This is a genomic window from Sphingobacterium sp. UDSM-2020, assembly GCF_016132525.1.
Lineage (GTDB): Bacteria > Bacteroidota > Bacteroidia > Sphingobacteriales > Sphingobacteriaceae > Sphingobacterium > Sphingobacterium anhuiense.
Map to the genome: position 1 here is coordinate 422,031 of NZ_CP066166.1, position 17,978 is coordinate 440,008.

Below are 17,978 nucleotides of genomic sequence, written 5' to 3' on the forward strand. Positions count from 1 at the left end.
TTATTATTTTACTTTCACGAACTTAGCCGAGCACCAGTTGTCCATTACTTTATTGGAAACAAACTCAAAACCTACAGCTTCTGCACTCGTTCTCAAAATTGATAAATCTTCCCCATCAAAAAAACCACTAATATACAACTCTCCATTTAATCGAAGAGACTTGCTATACTGCGGAAATTGTTCCAACAATATATTACGGTTTATATTAGCTAAAATGATGTCAAATTCCCGACCTATTATTGTTTCATATGAACCTAATTTTGATTCTATATTACTAACGTTATTCAGTAACTTATTTTCCTCAACACTAGCGATACAAACATCATCAAAATCTACAGCAAATACATGTCTTGCTTCTTTTTGTGATGCTAAAATAGCCAATATACCTGTACCGCAACCCATATCCAAAACTTCTTTATTCTGAAAGTTATTTTCAAGGATATAACGAAGTATCATAGTTGTGGTCTGGTGATGCCCTGTACCAAACGACATCTTAGGATCTATTATTATTTCATAACGAATTTCCGGTTTAGCCGGATGAAAATTAGCTCTGACATAACAATCATTATCAATTAAAATCGGGCTAAAGTTACTTTCCCATAACTTATTCCAATTTTGATCTTGTATATCCACCACTTCATAACGAACCTCGAAACCGTCTTCTTGTTGAAGAATAACTGTTTCCAATGCCTGAAGATCAAGGTTTGCAGTTGGAATAAAAGCTGCAAACCCTGTCTCAGTATCTTCAAAAGTATCAAAACCTATATCAGCTAGCTCGGCAATAAACAAATCCTGTTGCCACTCTTCCCCTACTATTCGCGTAAATATTACCTCACTATATTTCATAATAGATTTTTACTTATTAAAAACTTTAACGATATCTAAGAAGTCTCTTGATTTTAAAGAAGCTCCACCGATCAATCCACCATCAATATCAGGTTGTGCAAACAATTCACCTGCATTTTTAGGGTTACAGCTTCCTCCATATAAAATACTAGTCTCATCCGCAACAGATTGATCATAATGATCCGCTACAGTAGCACGAATAAAAGCATGAACTTCTTGAGCTTGCTCTGGAGAAGCTGTTAAACCAGTACCGATAGCCCAAACTGGCTCATAAGCCAACACAACTTTCGCAAACTCCTCTTTGGATAGATGAAATACCCCTTCTGCCAATTGTGTTTTTATAATATCAAAAAACTTTCCAGACTCTCTTTCCTCTTTAGTTTCACCAATACAGAAAATTGGTAACAAACCATGCTTTAACGCAGCATCAACCTTCTCACTTAATAAGGCATTTGTTTCTCCAAAATAAGCTCTACGCTCCGAATGTCCCAATATAACATAATCAGCACCTACAGATTTAACTTGACTTGCAGAAATTTCTCCTGTATAAGCTCCAGATTCAGCCTGGTGGATATTTTGTGCACCTACAGCAACATGAGAAGCCGTCTTTGCCAATTGCGCAATACTATGTAAATGAATAAATGGGCTACAAACAACGACTTGTTGGTCACCAACAATTTCATCTTTAGCCATATTCACAACTTCAGAGAACAAGCTAACTCCATCCTGATAATCCAAATTCATTTTCCAGTTTCCTGCTACAATTTTCTTACGCATAATACTTTAGTTTTTAAATGTTGATTGATTAATTTCTATAATTCTTTCAATTAGTCTCTTGTCTAATCTTTTATTTTTTGATAAAAATACAACTTCTAAATCAGAAATAAACTTTTGAAGTTGATAAGCTTCCTTTATGTCCCCGTATAGCCAAGTAAATGACGGAACAAATTTAGGATAAAAATCCGTCAATGCTAACATACATCCTGTACCAATAACAGTTCCGGTGTTAAAAGCTGACTGTATTCCAGATCGACTGAAGTCTCCCATATATAAACCACACTTCATCAATCCTGTATCACGCAATCCTTTCGATAAATAATCATAAAGCTCAACAGGAGATAAATTATTCTTCAAGTTTGAATTTGTTGTGCCCGCACCAAGGTTACACCAATCACCAATCACCGAACAACCCAAATATCCGTAATGCCCTTTTGCACTAAAATCCCCGATACTTGAGTTCGCGATCTCCCCTCCTACTACTGCGCATTCACCAATTGAAACATTTCCGTAAATCGTTGTCCCCATCTTAACAACAGCATGCTTTCCAATATACAATGGTCCTCTTAAATTAGCCCCTTCCATAACGACAGCACCCTCTTCTATATAAATTGGACCTGTCTTTGTATTCAGAGTCACACATTCCATCTCAACGAAATTACCGATATACAATTGATCACCAATCACCGTATTGCTCTCAGAATAAAGTGCACCTGAAAAATGTTTTGTCAAGATCTCAAAATCACGTATAATCTCCGTACCAACATGTAAATACAGATCTTCTATAAATCGGACACGAATGAGGGTCTCATCAAAAGGTATATGGGCCACCCTCACTTTAGAAGGCTCGTCAAAATCAGCCCTTAATGCAAGTAGATCATTACCAGACTTAAGATACTGGCCCTTCGACAACGAAATTAATTTTTCGAGAAAGGATTCATTGGGAATAACATTTACAGACACAAAGTAGAGTTCCTCTGCTTCATAAGATGATAATGCAATCTGTTCATCGATAGATAAAGAATTGTCTAAGCAATCATATAAAACAACAGCATCTAAAGCATGTTTCCACTTTTCAAACAAGGGAAGTATTCCAATACGTAACGAAGCGGTAGGTTTAACTTCTGTAAAGGGCCACAAAGAATCAGAGTTAAATAGATCCCCTAATCCATTAAAACATTGTAAGTACCTTGACTCTGTTGACTGATCAAATAAGATAACTATCACCCTATAAAAATAACAAAAAAAACTCGATAATGGATATTATCGAGTTTTAATATTGTGCTACCCTTAGGATAACAAAAATTACTTTTTGTTATAACGGCTACGGAATTTATCAATACGACCAGCCGTATCAACCAATTTCATTTTACCAGTATAGAAAGGGTGAGAAGTATGAGAAATCTCCAATTTTACAACTGGATATTCATTACCATCTTCCCAAGTGATTGTCTCTTTTGTATCAACACATGATTTTGTGATGAAAGAATAGTCATTTGACATATCTTTAAACACAACTAATCTGTAATTTGAAGGATGCAAATCTTTTTTCATTTTTATCTTATGATTACGTATATTCAATAATTGAGGTGCAAAGATAATTTATTAAAACCTTATTTGCAAGAATATTCCGTAACAAATATTCCAAATAAGGTATTTATTTTTTACCCTTTACTCCTACTGCAAATATAGTCAATTTTAGCATAAAAAAAGATAATATTTATTCCTTATTTAAGGAATATTGTTTAATTTAAACATAAATTAGAAACTACTTAATTTAACAAGACCACATTATGAGCAAATTAGATGAAAAAATCTCAGCATATATTGCAGAGGCAAAAAAATTAAAACTATCCTTAGAAGACTCTCTTATCGAATCTGTTACAAAAGGGTTAGGTCCTTCTATTTACAAAGCAGATGCTGAAACAATCGCATCTTCTGATCCTGAAGAAATTAAAAGATTAAAAAACAATTTTTTAATCAAAAAATTAGGCCTTACAGATGATGCAAAATTAGATGCGGCTATTGAAGAAGTTTTTACTCAAATTGGCAAATCAAACCGCAACAAATACCGTGCATTAGTATATGCACTGCTTGTTAAGAAATTCAAGAAAGAAAGTTTATACAAATAATTTGAATAAGAGTCATCCAACTCTTATTCAAAAATCAATTCACCAAAGAATTCAGGTAAATGAAAATTAGGAGTTGGATGATCTATTTTATTCCAAGATAAAAAGTGAGGTCGAGGTAAATGATCTCCACATTTATAAAAATTAGCAAAAATCTTATTTTCCTTTAAAAAGGAATTTGTAATTTGATTATGTGTAAAAGCTGTAAATGGAATGTACTGAATCAAGCTCCATTTAGAGCCTGTTTGAGTACGCTCAATAGTACTAAATACATCAACTTGATCAATTTGCTCTTCTGTTAATCGCGAGCGCTCAGTCTTCACATTAGTGCCATACCCAATCAACCCTGCTCCAATAGGATTAAACTCAAAATTGTAATAGTGCTCTTTGTTATCAAATGAAATGAAGAATTCAACACAGCTATCTTCCCAGATATTATCATTGTGTACATGATATTGTGCCTTAATAACTTCTTCCTCGATCTCATATTGAATAATTATCGCCTTTTGATCATACGCTACCCTAAACTTAGCTTGAGGAATATATGGGTAATCTTCATTCCAGTTCGCGACATTTATATGATTCCAAGATGTAGAACGTAATAATTCATTTAAAGATTGGTACCCCTTTAAATCACTATTTTCCTGATTAATTGATGATATAATGATTGAATTTGTCATATACAATAATACTAAATTAAAGCAAAAAGAGAGCATTGAAATATCAATGCTCTCTACTATTTGATTACTAATCTTGCAAAACTGAACTAATGGCAGTTTTTAACTCCTCTTCTTGTCTTTCCATCTCTTCAACCAATTTCAATTGCGTTTTGGTTCTAACGAGATTATGATCATCATACTTTGTTTTAAAATAATGATCTCCTTCAAGATAATCTGTTAAAAATCGTACACCTTGCATATATGGCAGTAAAAATACGCCTTCTAACAAAGAATGCACCTCAATATCAGTTAAAAACTCTTTAGCTTCATTTAAATATCCTTCTGCGTATGCTGCATAAAGAGGAATATTTAAAACAATCTTAGACAGGTCTTTCTCATCTTCCTCCACTGGATTAATAATCGTACGAATTGCATCTCCAAAATCATATGCTACATATCCAGGCATGACCGTATCTAAATCAATCACACACTGCGCCTGATCATTTTGATCCAATAATACATTATTAAATTTTGTATCATTATGAGTAATGCGTAAAGGAAGATCTCCTTTAGAAGCTAGATCAAGAATTGTTCGCATACGGTCCTCTCTAGAGAAGATAAATTCTAAAATATCTTTTACGCCCTCAACACGTCCTTGTGAATCAGCCGCAATTGCCTTCCTTAAATTATCCAACCTAAACTGGATGTTATGGAAATTTGGCAATACTTCAACAATTTGAGTAGCATCTAAATCTGCCAACTGTAATTGAAATTGACCAAAAGCTTTCCCTCCCTCTGAAGCTTGCGTTGTCGTCTCCACAACATCGTAGCTTTTGGTACCATCAATAAGAATAAACATCCGCCAATAATCTCCATCTTCATCAAGATGATATAAATCATTTGATTTAGTCGGAATTATAGTGAGTACCCTTGACTCTTGAATTTCAATTGGTAAATGCGCAATTTTAGTTTTTAAATGATCGGTGACATGTTTAATGTTTAACATGAGACCATCAACATTTTGAAAAATATGATGATTTATCCTTTGTAATAAAAAGGTTTTACCAATGGTATTTCTTGTTGTTACACGATATGTATCGTTGATATGTCCTGAACCAAAAGCTTCCACACTTATGATATCTTCACTTAAAGAAAACGCTGCTGCTGCTTTCAGACCATTCATTTGATTCGAATTTGACATTAAAAATTATACTAACTATAAATAATTAAGTTTTTAACTGGACTGCAATATCCCAAATAGTTGTGAAAAGTGCTAATAAAATATCAACACAAACGTTTGTTCTTTTTTTTCATTTTAGACAAACGTTTGCACATTAAGTTTGTATTTCCAATTTTATATATTTGTTTGATAGCGAATTAAGTTATATCACACTAAACTCACAATATAACTTAAAAGGGATATTTAATATCCTGATTATAAAAGAACAAAAATTATGGACAGAAGAAATTTCATAAAATCTACAGCACTTACAACTGCTGGACTGGGTATCCTTTCTAGTACAGATTTATTTGCAAAAGATGGTAAAGTTAGGTTAGCATTTATTGGAGTAGGACTTAGAGGCCGTAACCATATTGCTATCGCATTAAACCGCGACGATGTTGAAGTTGTTGCAATTTGTGATACACAAGAAGAATCTTTATCACAATGTCGTAAGCAATTTGATAAAAAAGGAATTAAACTTCCGAAAGAATACACTGGCGGTATCGATGCTTACAAGAAAATGTTAAGTAAAGAAAAGTTAGATGCTGTAATCATTGCAACTCCTTGGGAATTTCACAAAGATCAAGCAATTGACTCCATGAAGGCAGGCCTATATGTAGGTTGCGAAGTTATTGCAGGACTAACAGTACAAGATCACTGGGATGTAGTAAAAGCATCTGAACAAACAGGGAAACCTTACATGACTTTAGAAAATGTGGCATATCGTCGTGATGTATTGGCTGTTCTTAACATGCACCGCCAAGGATTATTTGGAGTATTACTTCATTTAGAAGGTGGTTACCAACATGATTTACGTGAAGTTCTTTTTAATGATGGAAAAAGCTACTACGGTAAAGGTGTAGAATTTGGCCCTAAAGCAATTTCTGAGGCACAATGGCGCACAAAATATAACGTAGAACAAGATGGTGATTTATATCCGACGCACGGTTTAGGTCCAATTCTTCCTTTCGTTAATATTAATGCTGGAAATCGTTTTACACACCTGACGTCTTACTCGAGTAAAGCGAGAGGCTTGGCTGCATATGTTGAAAAACAATCTCCAGGTCATCCAAATGCAAAATTGAATTATAAAAATGGTGATATCACCCAAACAATGATTCAGTGTCAAAATGGAGAGACTATCATGTTAACACATGATACGCACTTGCCAAGACCATACTCAATCGGTTTCCGTGTTCAAGGTACAGAGGGAATCTGGATGGACGTTGCACAAGGTATCCATATTGAAGGGAAATCAAAACCTCATACTTGGGACCCTGCAAAGGAATGGGTAGATAAATACGATCACCCAATTTGGAAAAAGTATGAAACATTAGCAACAGGCTCAGGTCACGGTGGAATGGACTGGTTTGTCTTCAACTCTTTTATCCAAGCTACCAAACAAGGAAAACAAACTCCTTTCGATGTTTACGACTCTGTTACAATGAGTGCAGTATTCCCATTATCAACAGAATCAATTAAACAAGGTAATAAAACTGTTGAATTTCCTGATTTTACTTCCGGAAAATGGAAAACAAAGAAAAACACATTCATGCTAGATGATAGTGGATTGTAAAATAATAAAAAGGCTTCTAAATAGAAGCCTTTTTATGTTATAGACGAAGGCTAATGCCCTGACAAAAGAGATCTCTCAATCTTTTTTACATATAAATTTCTAAAAATTTACTACATTTAGCCTAAGTATAAAAAAAACATGCTCACAGAAGTCCTTATTATATTAGCTCTAATTATTCTAAATGGAGTATTATCTGCATCAGAAATTGCAATCGTCTCCAGTAGAAAAGCCCGACTGCAAGCAGCATCTGACAAAAATAACCCTGCAGCTAAAATAGCCTTAGCTTTAAAAGAATCTCCAAACAATTTTTTATCCACTGTTCAAATAGGAATTACTTTAATAGGGATTCTAACAGGTTTTTTTAGCGGCGGAAGTATTGCAGTCTACCTGAAGCAGATATTTGTTCAAATCTCATTTTTAGCACCATACAGTGAACAGTTGTCTGTAGTAATCGTTGTTTTTATCATCACTTTTTTTTCTTTGGTACTTGGAGAACTAGTGCCAAAAAGAATCGGTATGGCTATTCCAGAAAAGTATGCCATGGTCATCGCTTACCCAATGAATCTACTGAGTAAAATAGTTCGTCCCTTTGTCTGGCTACTCAGTATTTCAACAGATTGTATTGTCAAACTATTTAATATCAAAAGCACACACAATTCAGTAACAGAAGAAGAAATAAAAGCATTGGTCGATGAAGGAGTGGATAGTGGAGCTATTGAGGGGATAGAACACGATATTGTAGACCGATTATTAAGCTTAGGCGATAAAAAAGCAATAAATCTAATGACCCATAGAAGTAATATTGCTTTTTTAGACCTAGAAGATAGTTTCGAAGAACATCGACATATCATTATGAACACGGAGCATACCATGTACCCAATTTGCGAAGGTAATCTTGATAACATAAAAGGAGTCGTACATGTAAAAAAATTACTTTCACAATATTTAAAAGAAAAACCGATAGATTTAAACAGTTTGATAGAACCTATTAAATTTGTTAACGAGCATAGCTCCGCTTACAGTATTTTAACAAGCCTGAGAGCATCGCATATACACCAGGCTATCGTAATTGATGAATATGGCTCTACACAAGGCGTTATTACCCTTCGGGATATTCTATCTGACCTGGTAGGTAATTTACCTGAAGATCAATCAATCGACAGACCTCGAATCCGTAAACGTGAGGACGGATCCTATATTGCAGATGGGCAATACCAACTGGATAAGTTTATGGAAGAGTTTGAAATTGGTCTCTCTGAAGAAGACGAAGATGAAATAAATAATATTACCACTTTAGGTGGACTTGTATTTTTGCTCCTTGACCACGTTCCTGAAGAAGGAGAACAGGTCCAGTACAAAAATATAAAATTTGAAGTCTTGGATATGGATGGTAATCGAATTGATAAAATTTCATTCAGAAAAAAAGGAGATGATTAATCATCTCCTTTTTTATTTGTGAGCATCAATAAGCTTATGTAGATCTGTTTTAGTAATCATTCCACTTTGCCTCCATACTTGAGTACCATTTTTAAATAATACAAAAGTAGGAACTCCACTTACTTTATAAATGGATGCTATCTTAGGATTTTTATCCACATCAATTTTTATAATTGACAAACTTTCATCATAAAACTCTTTTACATCTTGTAATATGGGTGCCATGGTCTGACACGGTCCACACCAAGTTGCAAAGAAGTCTACCAGTACAACATTATTTGATTTAATAATCTCATCGAATGTAGCCATTATTTCTCCTCTTTTAATTGTTTCAATGCCTGATATCCACCTCTAATATTTATTACATGCTCAAAGCCCTTCTTCTTCAAAATAGACATAGCAATCATACTACGATATCCAGAAAGACATTGGACATAATAATTCTTATTGTCTGGTAAATCTAGATTAAAGTTACCTAAATCTTTTAATGGAAAATTCATAGCATTGTCAATATGCCCTGTGGCAAACTCTTTTTCCGACCGGACATCTATTATTTGACCTTCGTTTGATAAATCTAAATAAGTCGAAGCATCGACCTCTGGTATAGAATCTAAAAGGTACTGCTTTTTATAACTACGCACACCTCCCTCAAGATACCCTAATATATGCGTATAGCCTAATTCTTCCAATGTTAAGCATACCTGTGCTACTGTTTCCTGATCTGAAAGGAGTATAATCGGTTGGTCTTTGTTGGCTAATATTTTTGGAACCCAAGCTTTAAATGGGCCGTTCCAACCGATAAACACCGACTTAGGAATATAACCTGCTGCAAAATCTTTTACCGACCTGGTATCTAACACCAATGCTCCTGTTGCTTCCAATGACATAAATTGCGTTAAATTCAAAGCTGAAACAGGAGGGATAAGCGAAATAGAAGGAGATCTCTTTTCACTTTCCGATATTGCTTTTCCAAAACCGATCTGTGTAAATGTTAAAATAAAAAATACTGTTGCACACGCGCCAACTATATAAGTTAAATATTCTTTTTTCATCTGTATTAATTTTTAAAAGAAGATAAAGCAATTAAAACCGATACTTTCAACTTCTTTTGTGAATTGATGTGCGATGCTGATCGCTTCCACCAGAAAATAATGATGTATGTTTATAAATTTCAAAGAGGAACATCCCCCCTTAAGCATCCTCTGTATTTATTGTCTCAAGATTATGTAATTTCAATTTTTAAAAGGAATAGTAATTTTTTCAAGTTCTTCAATAGTACCATTGAAGATATTTAGATCCACATTCCCGTTAATCCCTCTAACAGTCCCCTTCTCGGAAAACTGCCAAAAATTCCAATGATCTTTAAGATCTTCGACCCAAAAATTATAATTGGCAATCCATAAAATATAATTACTAAATTCTTTTTGAAGAAAATCTGTATAATATTTATCTCCTGAATACAAAATAGGCTTTACCCTATAATGTGATTCAACTTCGTCCAGCCACCGTTTTAAACCAACTTTCAGACTGTCCATGGATTGATGTTTAGGCAATTCCTCAATATCTAGTACAGGCGGTAGATCTCCTGATTCAAGTTTAACAGTCTTAATAAAATTTTTAGCCTGCTTAACGGAATTTTCATTTGGTCTAAAATAGTGATAAGCCCCTCTTAAATTCGCTCTAGTAGCAACTGCTTTCCAATTATCATCAAATCGATCATCCACCTTACTTTCACCCATCGTTGCCCTTACAAAAATAAAATCTATTGGAAATTGATCATTGATTGTATTAACTTCTATCCAGTTAATATCACCTTGATATTGCGATATATCTAAACCAAAAATCTTATCTGAATGGCTCGACATAATCTCCACATTTCGAATATCATATTTAGCCTCTTTATGAGCAGTTCCTCGAGCTTTCCCCAAAGTACTGAGGTAATATCTAATTCCCGCACGATAATGCCATGCAAACGCTAAAAGAACAAGAAGAATAAAAGCTCCAGAAAATGCGATATACTTCCATCTTTTACCATTGTCATCTGTGATCTCGCCTGATTTCTTGCGCTGAACTTTCTTTTTCTTCATTTGGCAATGAATTTAATCTATCTTTTACAAAGAATCAAAATTAAAATAAACATTTTGTATTTTTGTCTATGATTGTTTACAACCCAAAAGATTGGCTTACTTCAACTCTCAAACTCCATAAAACGGATACTTTCCGTAAATTATTTCCATATCTTATCTTAGCATCTTTATATTCTTGGGGCATTGCGTACCTAGAACTGGAATATTTAAAACTAGCTGAAAAAAGTTGGATTAAAAATATCACAATAGTTCATAGCTTACTTGGATTCGTACTCTCCCTTTTGCTTGTATTTAGAACTAATACTGCGTACGACCGTTGGTGGGAAGCTAGAAAACAATGGGGTTCACTAACAAACATCAGTAGAAGTTTATCCTATAAAATGAATGCATTTCTGGAAAGCGATGATAAGGTAAACCGCAGTTTTTATAGGAAAGCAATTCCGCTTTATGCAGAAACACTCTATACCTTTCTTCGTTCGGACTACACCAAATTTATGCTTGATGAAGTGTCACATCCGGAATTAGAAAATCTGGATGATCAAAAACATGGTCCCAATCAGGTAGCATCATTAATTTTTAAAAAAACAAATTCCCTCTATAAGGAAGGAAAAATAACAGGAGATCAATTTCGAATTATAAACAATGAACTTGAATCTTTCACCAATGTATGTGGAGCATGTGAACGGATTAAAAACACACCAATACCGCTATCCTATAATGCATTCATAAAAAAGTTCATCATCCTTTATACAGCAACACTACCCATCGGATACGTCTTTTCAATTGGTTATTTTGTGATTGCAGCAGTACCATTTATATTTTATGTATTAGCATCATTAGAATTAATTGGCGAATCCATTGAAGAACCTTTCGGAACAGATAGTGATGATTTACCGATTGATAAAATCGCACAGAACATCAAAAAACACTGTTATGAAATCTTACTTCCATAGCCTTTAAAAGTAATTTAAGCCTTTTTTTTAACTAAAATATAGCTTAAAAAATTAATCTCCCTCATTTTCAATGGAGTAAAAAATAAGTTTTGGCGACTAAATGAATTTTTCTACTTTTGTGGCGGAGAGCTGGCAGAGTGGTCGAATGCGGCAGTCTTGAAAACTGTTGACTGTCATAGGTCCGGGGGTTCGAATCCCTCGCTCTCCGCCAACAAAAAATAAAGCCCAACTGCAAAGTTGGGCTTTTGTTGTTTTATGAAGTTTATAAAGCTTTATAAAAAACAAAGGAAATGAGTAAAACAATTGGTTATATTTTGTGATGGAGCCTCCCTTTTGAGTCTCTCCCAATAAAAAAGCCCAACTGCAAAGTTGGGCTTTTGTTGTTTTTTAAGTATTATTTATCCATACTGATTCGTTCTGTTTTTTCTACTTTTTCATCCTCTTTTGGAAAGCCGGAGCGCATGATCTCATCCCACAAAGCTGAACTTACACCGAATCCATGTTCTGGATCAGAATAATGATGCAACATATGGTGTTGTTTAATTCGTTTAAAAATTCCACTCTTAAAGTTAGCATGATGCATTGCGTAGTGGCATTCGTCATAAATTAAATAACCAATCATAAAACCCGAAAAGAAAGACGCCAATATAATATCCGAACTAAAAAAGAAAGTAAACAAATAATAAACCAATGCTGCCAAAGGTATACTCGCAGATAATGGCATAACCAATCTTAATCTATCCTTTGGATAATCATGATGTACACCGTGAAAAATAAATGCTATTCTCTTACCCCACTTAGTTGTTGGATGATAATGAAAAACCCAACGGTGTAATGCATATTCGAATAAAGTCCAGAAAGCAAGTCCAAAGACAAAATACTGGATATAACTAAGAATACTCATATCTCCAGGACCTAAAGCAGTCCATGAAAAGTAACCAATTATTGGTAAGTAAAATATTAAAGGAACACTCCAATGGACTTTTGTCAATGATTCTAAAAAATCACTTTTAAACATCCTTGAAGATTCAGTGGAATTTGAAACAAAATTACGCTTTGCCATACAATTAATTTATTAATAAAATTGCTACAGATTATCTTTTGCAAAAATAATAATTATAAAAAAATATATAAAACACCATTCATCAAGTTAAAGTCACATTACTGACTTTTTAAACATAAAAGTTAAACCTATAAAAATATCTATAAAAGAAATCTAATTTAAAAATCATTATTTCATCAATTCTTTCAATTCATCTTCACTAAAAGAGTTTGCACCTTTGATATATTTATATATAATTTCTTTTACATCCCGATGCTGAAGAGTATATAGGTGGTCAATTATATAAGATTTATCCTTTTTGATATCATTGCTGTAATTTAAAATAGAAGGTGCATGAGTTTGAACACTCCACCTGATAAAACGAAGTTCAACATTACTGGGTTCTTCCTTAATTAAAGTCTCTAATAAATTTTTACCTTTATTAAATTGACCAAGTTTCCGGAATGGATTACCCATATGTTTAGCAAAAACCATTTCATAAACAGCTAAATAACCTCTATCAGTCGTTTCTTTCGCTTTAGCCCGTAGTAAATTCAGATTATTTTCACAAATACTTTCATCTTTCACTGCTAAAGAATACTCTTTACGAATTTTAAGAAGATTCAATTCTTGTGCTGAAGCATGAGAACCGATCATTAATAAAAATAAAAGAATCTTAATTGTCATAAATAAAAGGTTTTAAAATTAAATGTGTCAGTTTATTCTTGCTCTCTTAAAATTACTCAAAAAAAGTGCTAAATCTTAAAAAATTATCAGATATAATTATCAATGGTTAATAGGTTGAAAATACAACGTCAGTAAACGACTACAAATAAAACTAATGAAACCAAAATTGATTAGGAAAACCAATCTAATTACGAGTTTTGCATCATGAAATTACAATTAATACAAACTCCCTCTTGGTTTAAAGTAACTGGTTCGATAATATTAGGAATACTGCTGGGTTGCTTTATTGGGGAGATTCTTTTTTCTTTTTATCAATTGTTGACGTAAAAAGCAAAAAAAAGAGTTTCATAACGAATAAAAATTTTCTAACAAAGCTTTCATTACTAATTGTTTTTGAGTATATTTAGATTACCGATTATAAATAAAAAAACAGCTGAAGTATGGAAGCAACTTTAGAATATGAAATTTGGGACAGCATTGTTAACAGTGCAAAAACAAGGTTTGATTACAAACATATTTTATCTTTATTCAAAGAAACTGATAGTGAGATCATCGATAAATTTCTATTTCATGTTTTAGTTGCATTCGCATGTGGCGAAGATCATGCAACGATTTCAACAAACCTTTTTAATGAATTACAACAAATTGGTTTTGATTGTAACGAACAACAAATTGACGGGTTTATTGCTGACAAACACGAAACTTTCAGTATTGAAATATATGCCACCTATATTGCTTTTTCACTTTTAGAAGATGGTGAAGATCCTGCAATAATTTCCGCAACAATTCAAGATCTACTGAAGAAGCCAGAGTAAGAAATAATATTTTTTTTCGATTATACGTATAAGTCCTTTGCAAATTTCACCTATTCACTATCTTCGCAAAAAAAAGATGGTAGAAAGGGACAATTCACTGGATATTATACGTAGTGTAGGTTTATTGTGCATTATTCTCGCACATGTAAACCCACCCTTTACAATTTTTCAAATCAGAAACTTTGATGTTCCTTTAATGGTATTTATCTCAGGATATTTATTTGGGAACAAAAATCAAACCTTTAAATCCATAACCGATTTTACAACCTATCTATGGAAACGCTTTTTCCGTCTTGTTGTACCCGTATGGATTTTCTTATCGATATTTTACATCATTCAGTACTTTTTCCCCTTATCCTTTAAAATCAATTACACACAGTTTCCAGATATTATGATTTCAAGCTATCTGCTATTAGATGGCTTTGGCTATGTTTGGATTATACGCATCTTTTTAATGATTGCCATCCTAGGGCCATTGTTCAGTAAAGTCATTAAAAATAAATGGCAATTACTGATTTATTATGCCATTTATGAAATGGTCGTTCAGTTTTCAACTGATTTATTTCAACCAGGCGTACAAAAATACTTCAATCAATTTGGCACCTATAGCTTAGGTTTTCTCATTTTCTTCATGCTAGGAGCACAATACCGAAATTATGATGTAAGAACTAAAACACTATTATTTATCATAAGTGCTTTGATAAGTATTGGAGGCTTGATATATTTTAAATTCCACCTGGGAATACCATTTGATATTGGAGCATTGAAATATCCACCACATTCGTTTTATATTTTTTATGCAGTAAGTATTTTCTCACTTATATTTTGTATAAAACCAACTATTCAAAAATTAAACAAACCTATTTTAAATTTCATAGGCTCTTCAACAATTTGGATTTATCTATGGCATATATTAATTCTATTCTTGATCAATTTAGAAAACTGGTATTTAAATTGGATAGCTATTCTCACACTATCCATTATAGCAACATTTCTACAACAACAACTCATTAACAAAACAATAAATCACTTTAAAATTCCCGCTAAGCAAGCAAAACAAATACAAATTATTTTTTGTTCCTAGTTTTTTAAGTTACAAATGACAAAACTTAACCAGGATAATATCATATTTTAATGTCAAAAATGTACCTTAGCACTATGAGTAATTACGCAGTTATTTTTGATATGGATGGTGTTATTTGTCACACCAATCCCTATCACGCTAAAGCTTTTGAAGCATTTTTCAAAAAATACAATATTGAAAGTAGTGAAGAAGAATTTCAGGAGCATATGTATGGTAAACACAATAGCTATATCATGCAACATTTTTTCAAGAGAACAATAGCTCCTGATGAATTGATCAAGTTAGAGTTTGAGAAAGAAGAACTCTTTAGAATTATTTATAAAGATCAGATCACACCAATAGCAGGTTACTTAGAATTTTTAGAAGACCTCAAGAGAAATGATTTAAAAACTGGAGTGGCCACTTCTGCACCTAAAGAAAATATGGATTTAATCTTAGATGCACTTCATATCCGATCCAAAATGGGTTCGATCTTATGTAGTGAAAATGTTAGTCATCATAAACCACATCCAGAAGTTTACCTAACGTCCGCTAATAATTTAGAGGTAGAGCCTATAAATTGCGTCGTTTTTGAAGATTCTTTTTCAGGAATTACAGCTGGTCTGAATGCGGGAATGACAGTAGTTGGCGTATTATCTACGCACACCAAAGATCAACTTCCAACCTGTCATGCATACATCAATGACTACACGGAGATATCAACTGACAAGATTTTAGAATTACTAAAAAGGGCTTGATAAAATTATCAAGCCCTTTTTTCTAATCTCTTTTAAGACCGAATTTTTCGATCTTACTATATAAATGACTTCGCTGAATATCTAAATCATCAGCAGTTTTAGAAACATTCCACGTGTTTTTCTCTAATTTATATTTGATAAACTCCTTCTCTGCAAAATCCTTAAAATCTTGAAAAGAAGCAAAGTTATCTAGATCAACCTTTCCACCATTTTGCGTCGTATGGCTAGATCCATTATCCGTATGTGCATGAGAAGAAATAGCATTCACCGTGTTTGAAGGATTTGCAAATGCAATAACATCCCTATCCGTAATAGATTTATCACTTAAAATAATTAAGCGTTCAATCATGTTACGTAATTCGCGAATATTACCCGTCCAAGGAAGATTACTCAACTCTTTTAATGCAGCAGGTGTAATTTCTTTTATTGGAACCCCATATTCATTACAAATTTCTTCACAAAAATTCTTCGATAATAAAGGAATATCATCCACACGTTCAGTCAATGAAGGTACGTGAATAAGAATTACAGAAAGGCGATGATATAAATCCATTCTAAAATTCCCTTCATCAATCTCTTTAAAGAGATTCTTATTCGTCGCTGCAACAACACGAACATTCACATCAATTTCCTTATCACCACCTACACGGGTTATCTTATGCTCTTGTAAAGCCCTTAACACCTTAGCTTGGGCAGAAAGGCTCATATCGCCTATTTCATCCAGAAAAAGCGTACCATTGGTAGCTAATTCAAATTTACCAAGACGTTGTTTAATAGCGGAAGTAAAAGATCCCTTTTCGTGACCAAATAATTCAGACTCAATTAATTCCGATGGTATTGCTGCGCAGTTAACTTCAATTAAAGGACCTTCTGCACGATTAGATTTCTCATGCAACCAACGTGCAACAAGTTCTTTTCCGGCACCATTTGCACCTGTAATAAGTACGCGAGCCTCCGTAGGTGCAACCCGATCAATTGTTTCTTTAATACGACTAATCGCTTCAGATTTACCTAAGATTTCTTTGGTTTTATAGCTCGTTACCTTTTTCTTTAAAACTTTAGTTTCAGTAACTAATGAGACCTTCTCTAAGCCATTCCTTACCGTGATAAGTAAACGATTTAAATCAAGTGGCTTTTCTAAGAAATCAAAGGCACCTTTTTTAGCGGCTTCGACAGCAGTTTCTATCGTACCATGACCCGAAATCATAATAAAAGGAAGATCTGGATTTGTTTTTTGGGCAGTTGCCAAAACCTCCATACCATCCATCTTATTCATTTTAATATCACAAAGAACAAGATCAATTTTTTCCTTCTTAATGATCTCTAAGGCCTCAATACCATTATCTACATCTAGTATATTATAATCTTCATACTCTAAGATGTCTCTTAGTGAATTTCTGATTGCCCGTTCGTCATCAATAATTAATATTGTACTCATAAAAGTATTATTACTCTTCCTTAAAGGTTATCTAAATTATTGGTAATATAGTAAAAAAGAAGCAAACCTTATAAGCCGGGTTCTGTAAACCGAAAAAATCGGAGTTTCTACCATTTATCTAGGCTAGTCATCACTAACTAGCTCCATCAACCTACCCATTACGAATCTTAGCCTAAACTAAAAGAAGACGAGCAGCCTTCGAATTTCGCAACCTATTTGGTCTTTCAACACACGAGGTTTACCGCAATGTATGTCGCCATACAAGACCGTGAGCTCTTACCTCACGTTTTCACCCTTACTCCGAAAAGCGGTATATTTTCTGTGGCACTTTCTGTCTGCTGTAACAGCATCCTTCCCGTTAGGAAGCGTGTTGCTCTGCGTTGCCCGGACTTTCCTCTCCTCCTCAAGGGAGCAGCGGTAGAACCAGTTTGCTTCTTCTGCAAAGGTAGGATTTAGATTGATAATTATTCCCTATAAATAAAGAAAAGA

The 17,978-nt window shown here is 33.6% G+C and carries 19 protein-coding genes, 1 tRNA gene and 1 other RNA gene; 8 read left to right on the plus strand and 13 right to left on the minus strand.

What is annotated here, in order from left to right; genetic code table 11:
- Window positions 1-3 precede the first annotated feature (3 nt).
- The 4 genes from prmA to JAZ75_RS01765 all read right to left on the minus strand — a co-directional run bounded on the left by prmA (window position 4) and on the right by JAZ75_RS01765 (window position 3,177).
- Window positions 4-846 carry a 50S ribosomal protein L11 methyltransferase gene (prmA, locus tag JAZ75_RS01750; RefSeq protein WP_021189730.1) on the minus strand — a complete coding sequence of 281 codons (843 nt, stop codon included), beginning with the start codon at window positions 844-846 and terminating at the stop codon, window positions 4-6.
- A gap of 9 nt (window positions 847-855) precedes the next feature.
- On the minus strand, window positions 856-1,623 hold the full coding sequence (gene tpiA / locus JAZ75_RS01755; protein WP_021189729.1) for a triose-phosphate isomerase: 768 nt from the start codon (window positions 1,621-1,623) through the stop codon (window positions 856-858).
- A 6-nt stretch (window positions 1,624-1,629) separates the two neighbouring features.
- The gene (locus JAZ75_RS01760) at window positions 1,630-2,850 is read right to left on the minus strand and encodes a putative sugar nucleotidyl transferase (protein ID WP_021189728.1); all 1,221 of its coding nucleotides are present in this window, start codon (window positions 2,848-2,850) and stop codon (window positions 1,630-1,632) included.
- A gap of 78 nt (window positions 2,851-2,928) precedes the next feature.
- The gene (locus tag JAZ75_RS01765; protein WP_021189727.1) at window positions 2,929-3,177 is read right to left on the minus strand and encodes a type B 50S ribosomal protein L31; all 249 of its coding nucleotides are present in this window, start codon (window positions 3,175-3,177) and stop codon (window positions 2,929-2,931) included.
- A 239-nt stretch (window positions 3,178-3,416) separates the two neighbouring features.
- Between JAZ75_RS01765 and JAZ75_RS01770 the strand changes: the two genes are divergently transcribed.
- Complete coding sequence (locus tag JAZ75_RS01770; RefSeq protein ID WP_021189726.1) at window positions 3,417-3,755, plus strand: DUF2853 family protein; 339 nt, start codon at window positions 3,417-3,419, stop codon at window positions 3,753-3,755.
- Between the two features lie 23 nt (window positions 3,756-3,778).
- Here the strand turns inward: JAZ75_RS01770 and JAZ75_RS01775 are convergent, their stop codons facing one another.
- Complete coding sequence (locus tag JAZ75_RS01775) at window positions 3,779-4,432, minus strand: carbohydrate-binding family 9-like protein (protein WP_021189725.1); 654 nt, start codon at window positions 4,430-4,432, stop codon at window positions 3,779-3,781.
- A 67-nt stretch (window positions 4,433-4,499) separates the two neighbouring features.
- A complete protein-coding gene (locus JAZ75_RS01780; RefSeq protein ID WP_021189724.1) occupies window positions 4,500-5,612 on the minus strand; it encodes a phosphotransferase enzyme family protein in 1,113 nt (370 codons plus the stop codon).
- 253 nt (window positions 5,613-5,865) lie between these two features.
- Here JAZ75_RS01780 and JAZ75_RS01785 point away from each other — a divergent pair, with 253 nt between their 5' ends.
- Together JAZ75_RS01785 and JAZ75_RS01790 are read left to right on the plus strand one after the other, a co-directional pair.
- The gene (locus JAZ75_RS01785; protein ID WP_021189723.1) at window positions 5,866-7,209 is read left to right on the plus strand and encodes a Gfo/Idh/MocA family protein; all 1,344 of its coding nucleotides are present in this window, start codon (window positions 5,866-5,868) and stop codon (window positions 7,207-7,209) included.
- 138 nt (window positions 7,210-7,347) lie between these two features.
- Complete coding sequence (locus JAZ75_RS01790; protein ID WP_132772015.1) at window positions 7,348-8,646, plus strand: hemolysin family protein; 1,299 nt, start codon at window positions 7,348-7,350, stop codon at window positions 8,644-8,646.
- Between the two features lie 12 nt (window positions 8,647-8,658).
- Here JAZ75_RS01790 and trxA read toward each other — a convergent pair whose 3' ends face one another.
- The 3 genes from trxA to JAZ75_RS01805 form a co-directional block, all read right to left on the minus strand.
- A complete protein-coding gene (gene trxA / locus JAZ75_RS01795) occupies window positions 8,659-8,955 on the minus strand; it encodes a thioredoxin (protein ID WP_132772016.1) in 297 nt (98 codons plus the stop codon).
- The gene (locus JAZ75_RS01800) at window positions 8,955-9,698 is read right to left on the minus strand and encodes a rhodanese-like domain-containing protein (RefSeq protein ID WP_021191937.1); all 744 of its coding nucleotides are present in this window, start codon (window positions 9,696-9,698) and stop codon (window positions 8,955-8,957) included. The genes trxA and JAZ75_RS01800 overlap by 1 nt, the downstream gene beginning before the upstream one ends.
- A 180-nt stretch (window positions 9,699-9,878) precedes the next feature.
- Complete coding sequence (locus tag JAZ75_RS01805; RefSeq protein WP_021191938.1) at window positions 9,879-10,733, minus strand: glycoside hydrolase family 25 protein; 855 nt, start codon at window positions 10,731-10,733, stop codon at window positions 9,879-9,881.
- A gap of 68 nt (window positions 10,734-10,801) precedes the next feature.
- Between JAZ75_RS01805 and JAZ75_RS01810 the strand changes: the two genes are divergently transcribed.
- Both JAZ75_RS01810 and JAZ75_RS01815 read left to right on the plus strand, forming a co-directional pair.
- The gene (locus tag JAZ75_RS01810; protein ID WP_132772019.1) at window positions 10,802-11,686 is read left to right on the plus strand and encodes a bestrophin family protein; all 885 of its coding nucleotides are present in this window, start codon (window positions 10,802-10,804) and stop codon (window positions 11,684-11,686) included.
- Between the two features lie 123 nt (window positions 11,687-11,809).
- Window positions 11,810-11,897, plus strand: a tRNA-Ser gene (locus JAZ75_RS01815).
- 183 nt (window positions 11,898-12,080) lie between these two features.
- Here JAZ75_RS01815 and JAZ75_RS01820 read toward each other — a convergent pair.
- Both JAZ75_RS01820 and JAZ75_RS01825 read right to left on the minus strand, forming a co-directional pair.
- Window positions 12,081-12,749, minus strand: a complete 669-nt coding sequence (locus JAZ75_RS01820) for a sterol desaturase family protein (RefSeq protein ID WP_021188273.1) — start codon at window positions 12,747-12,749, stop codon at window positions 12,081-12,083.
- Between the two features lie 168 nt (window positions 12,750-12,917).
- Window positions 12,918-13,415, minus strand: coding sequence for a hypothetical protein (locus tag JAZ75_RS01825; protein WP_021188274.1), 498 nt, complete (start codon window positions 13,413-13,415; stop codon window positions 12,918-12,920).
- A gap of 440 nt (window positions 13,416-13,855) precedes the next feature.
- Between JAZ75_RS01825 and JAZ75_RS01830 the strand changes: the two genes are divergently transcribed.
- From JAZ75_RS01830 to JAZ75_RS01840, 3 genes are all read left to right on the plus strand, one after another.
- On the plus strand, window positions 13,856-14,230 hold the full coding sequence (locus JAZ75_RS01830) for a hypothetical protein (protein WP_132772021.1): 375 nt from the start codon (window positions 13,856-13,858) through the stop codon (window positions 14,228-14,230).
- 76 nt (window positions 14,231-14,306) lie between these two features.
- A complete protein-coding gene (locus JAZ75_RS01835; protein WP_208699939.1) occupies window positions 14,307-15,314 on the plus strand; it encodes an acyltransferase family protein in 1,008 nt (335 codons plus the stop codon).
- A 74-nt stretch (window positions 15,315-15,388) separates the two neighbouring features.
- A complete protein-coding gene (locus JAZ75_RS01840) occupies window positions 15,389-16,051 on the plus strand; it encodes an HAD family hydrolase (protein WP_208699941.1) in 663 nt (220 codons plus the stop codon).
- Between the two features lie 22 nt (window positions 16,052-16,073).
- Here JAZ75_RS01840 and JAZ75_RS01845 read toward each other — a convergent pair whose 3' ends face one another.
- Both JAZ75_RS01845 and rnpB read right to left on the minus strand, forming a co-directional pair.
- Window positions 16,074-17,489: a sigma-54-dependent transcriptional regulator gene (locus JAZ75_RS01845; protein WP_132772023.1), complete on the minus strand. Its 1,416-nt coding sequence runs from the start codon at window positions 17,487-17,489 to the stop codon at window positions 16,074-16,076.
- Window positions 17,490-17,544: 55 nt separating this feature from the next.
- An RNA gene (gene rnpB, locus JAZ75_RS01850) (RNase P RNA component class A) lies at window positions 17,545-17,923 on the minus strand.
- Window positions 17,924-17,978: the final 55 nt, after the last annotated feature.

Coding starts and splice junctions, on each gene's coding strand:
- prmA (WP_021189730.1), bottom strand. CDS start 846: ATGAAATATAGTGAGGTAATATTTACGCGAATAGTAGGGGAAGAGTGG.
- JAZ75_RS01800 (WP_021191937.1), bottom strand. CDS start 9,698: ATGAAAAAAGAATATTTAACTTATATAGTTGGCGCGTGTGCAACAGTA.
- trxA (WP_132772016.1), bottom strand. CDS start 8,955: ATGGCTACATTCGATGAGATTATTAAATCAAATAATGTTGTACTGGTA.
- JAZ75_RS01845 (WP_132772023.1), bottom strand. CDS start 17,489: ATGAGTACAATATTAATTATTGATGACGAACGGGCAATCAGAAATTCA.
- JAZ75_RS01765 (WP_021189727.1), bottom strand. CDS start 3,177: ATGAAAAAAGATTTGCATCCTTCAAATTACAGATTAGTTGTGTTTAAA.
- JAZ75_RS01790 (WP_132772015.1), top strand. CDS start 7,348: ATGCTCACAGAAGTCCTTATTATATTAGCTCTAATTATTCTAAATGGA.
- tpiA (WP_021189729.1), bottom strand. CDS start 1,623: ATGCGTAAGAAAATTGTAGCAGGAAACTGGAAAATGAATTTGGATTAT.
- JAZ75_RS01810 (WP_132772019.1), top strand. CDS start 10,802: ATGATTGTTTACAACCCAAAAGATTGGCTTACTTCAACTCTCAAACTC.
- JAZ75_RS01840 (WP_208699941.1), top strand. CDS start 15,389: ATGAGTAATTACGCAGTTATTTTTGATATGGATGGTGTTATTTGTCAC.
- JAZ75_RS01825 (WP_021188274.1), bottom strand. CDS start 13,415: ATGACAATTAAGATTCTTTTATTTTTATTAATGATCGGTTCTCATGCT.
- JAZ75_RS01780 (WP_021189724.1), bottom strand. CDS start 5,612: ATGTCAAATTCGAATCAAATGAATGGTCTGAAAGCAGCAGCAGCGTTT.
- JAZ75_RS01820 (WP_021188273.1), bottom strand. CDS start 12,749: ATGGCAAAGCGTAATTTTGTTTCAAATTCCACTGAATCTTCAAGGATG.
- JAZ75_RS01805 (WP_021191938.1), bottom strand. CDS start 10,733: ATGAAGAAAAAGAAAGTTCAGCGCAAGAAATCAGGCGAGATCACAGAT.
- JAZ75_RS01835 (WP_208699939.1), top strand. CDS start 14,307: ATGGTAGAAAGGGACAATTCACTGGATATTATACGTAGTGTAGGTTTA.
- JAZ75_RS01775 (WP_021189725.1), bottom strand. CDS start 4,432: ATGACAAATTCAATCATTATATCATCAATTAATCAGGAAAATAGTGAT.
- JAZ75_RS01785 (WP_021189723.1), top strand. CDS start 5,866: ATGGACAGAAGAAATTTCATAAAATCTACAGCACTTACAACTGCTGGA.
- JAZ75_RS01770 (WP_021189726.1), top strand. CDS start 3,417: ATGAGCAAATTAGATGAAAAAATCTCAGCATATATTGCAGAGGCAAAA.
- JAZ75_RS01830 (WP_132772021.1), top strand. CDS start 13,856: ATGGAAGCAACTTTAGAATATGAAATTTGGGACAGCATTGTTAACAGT.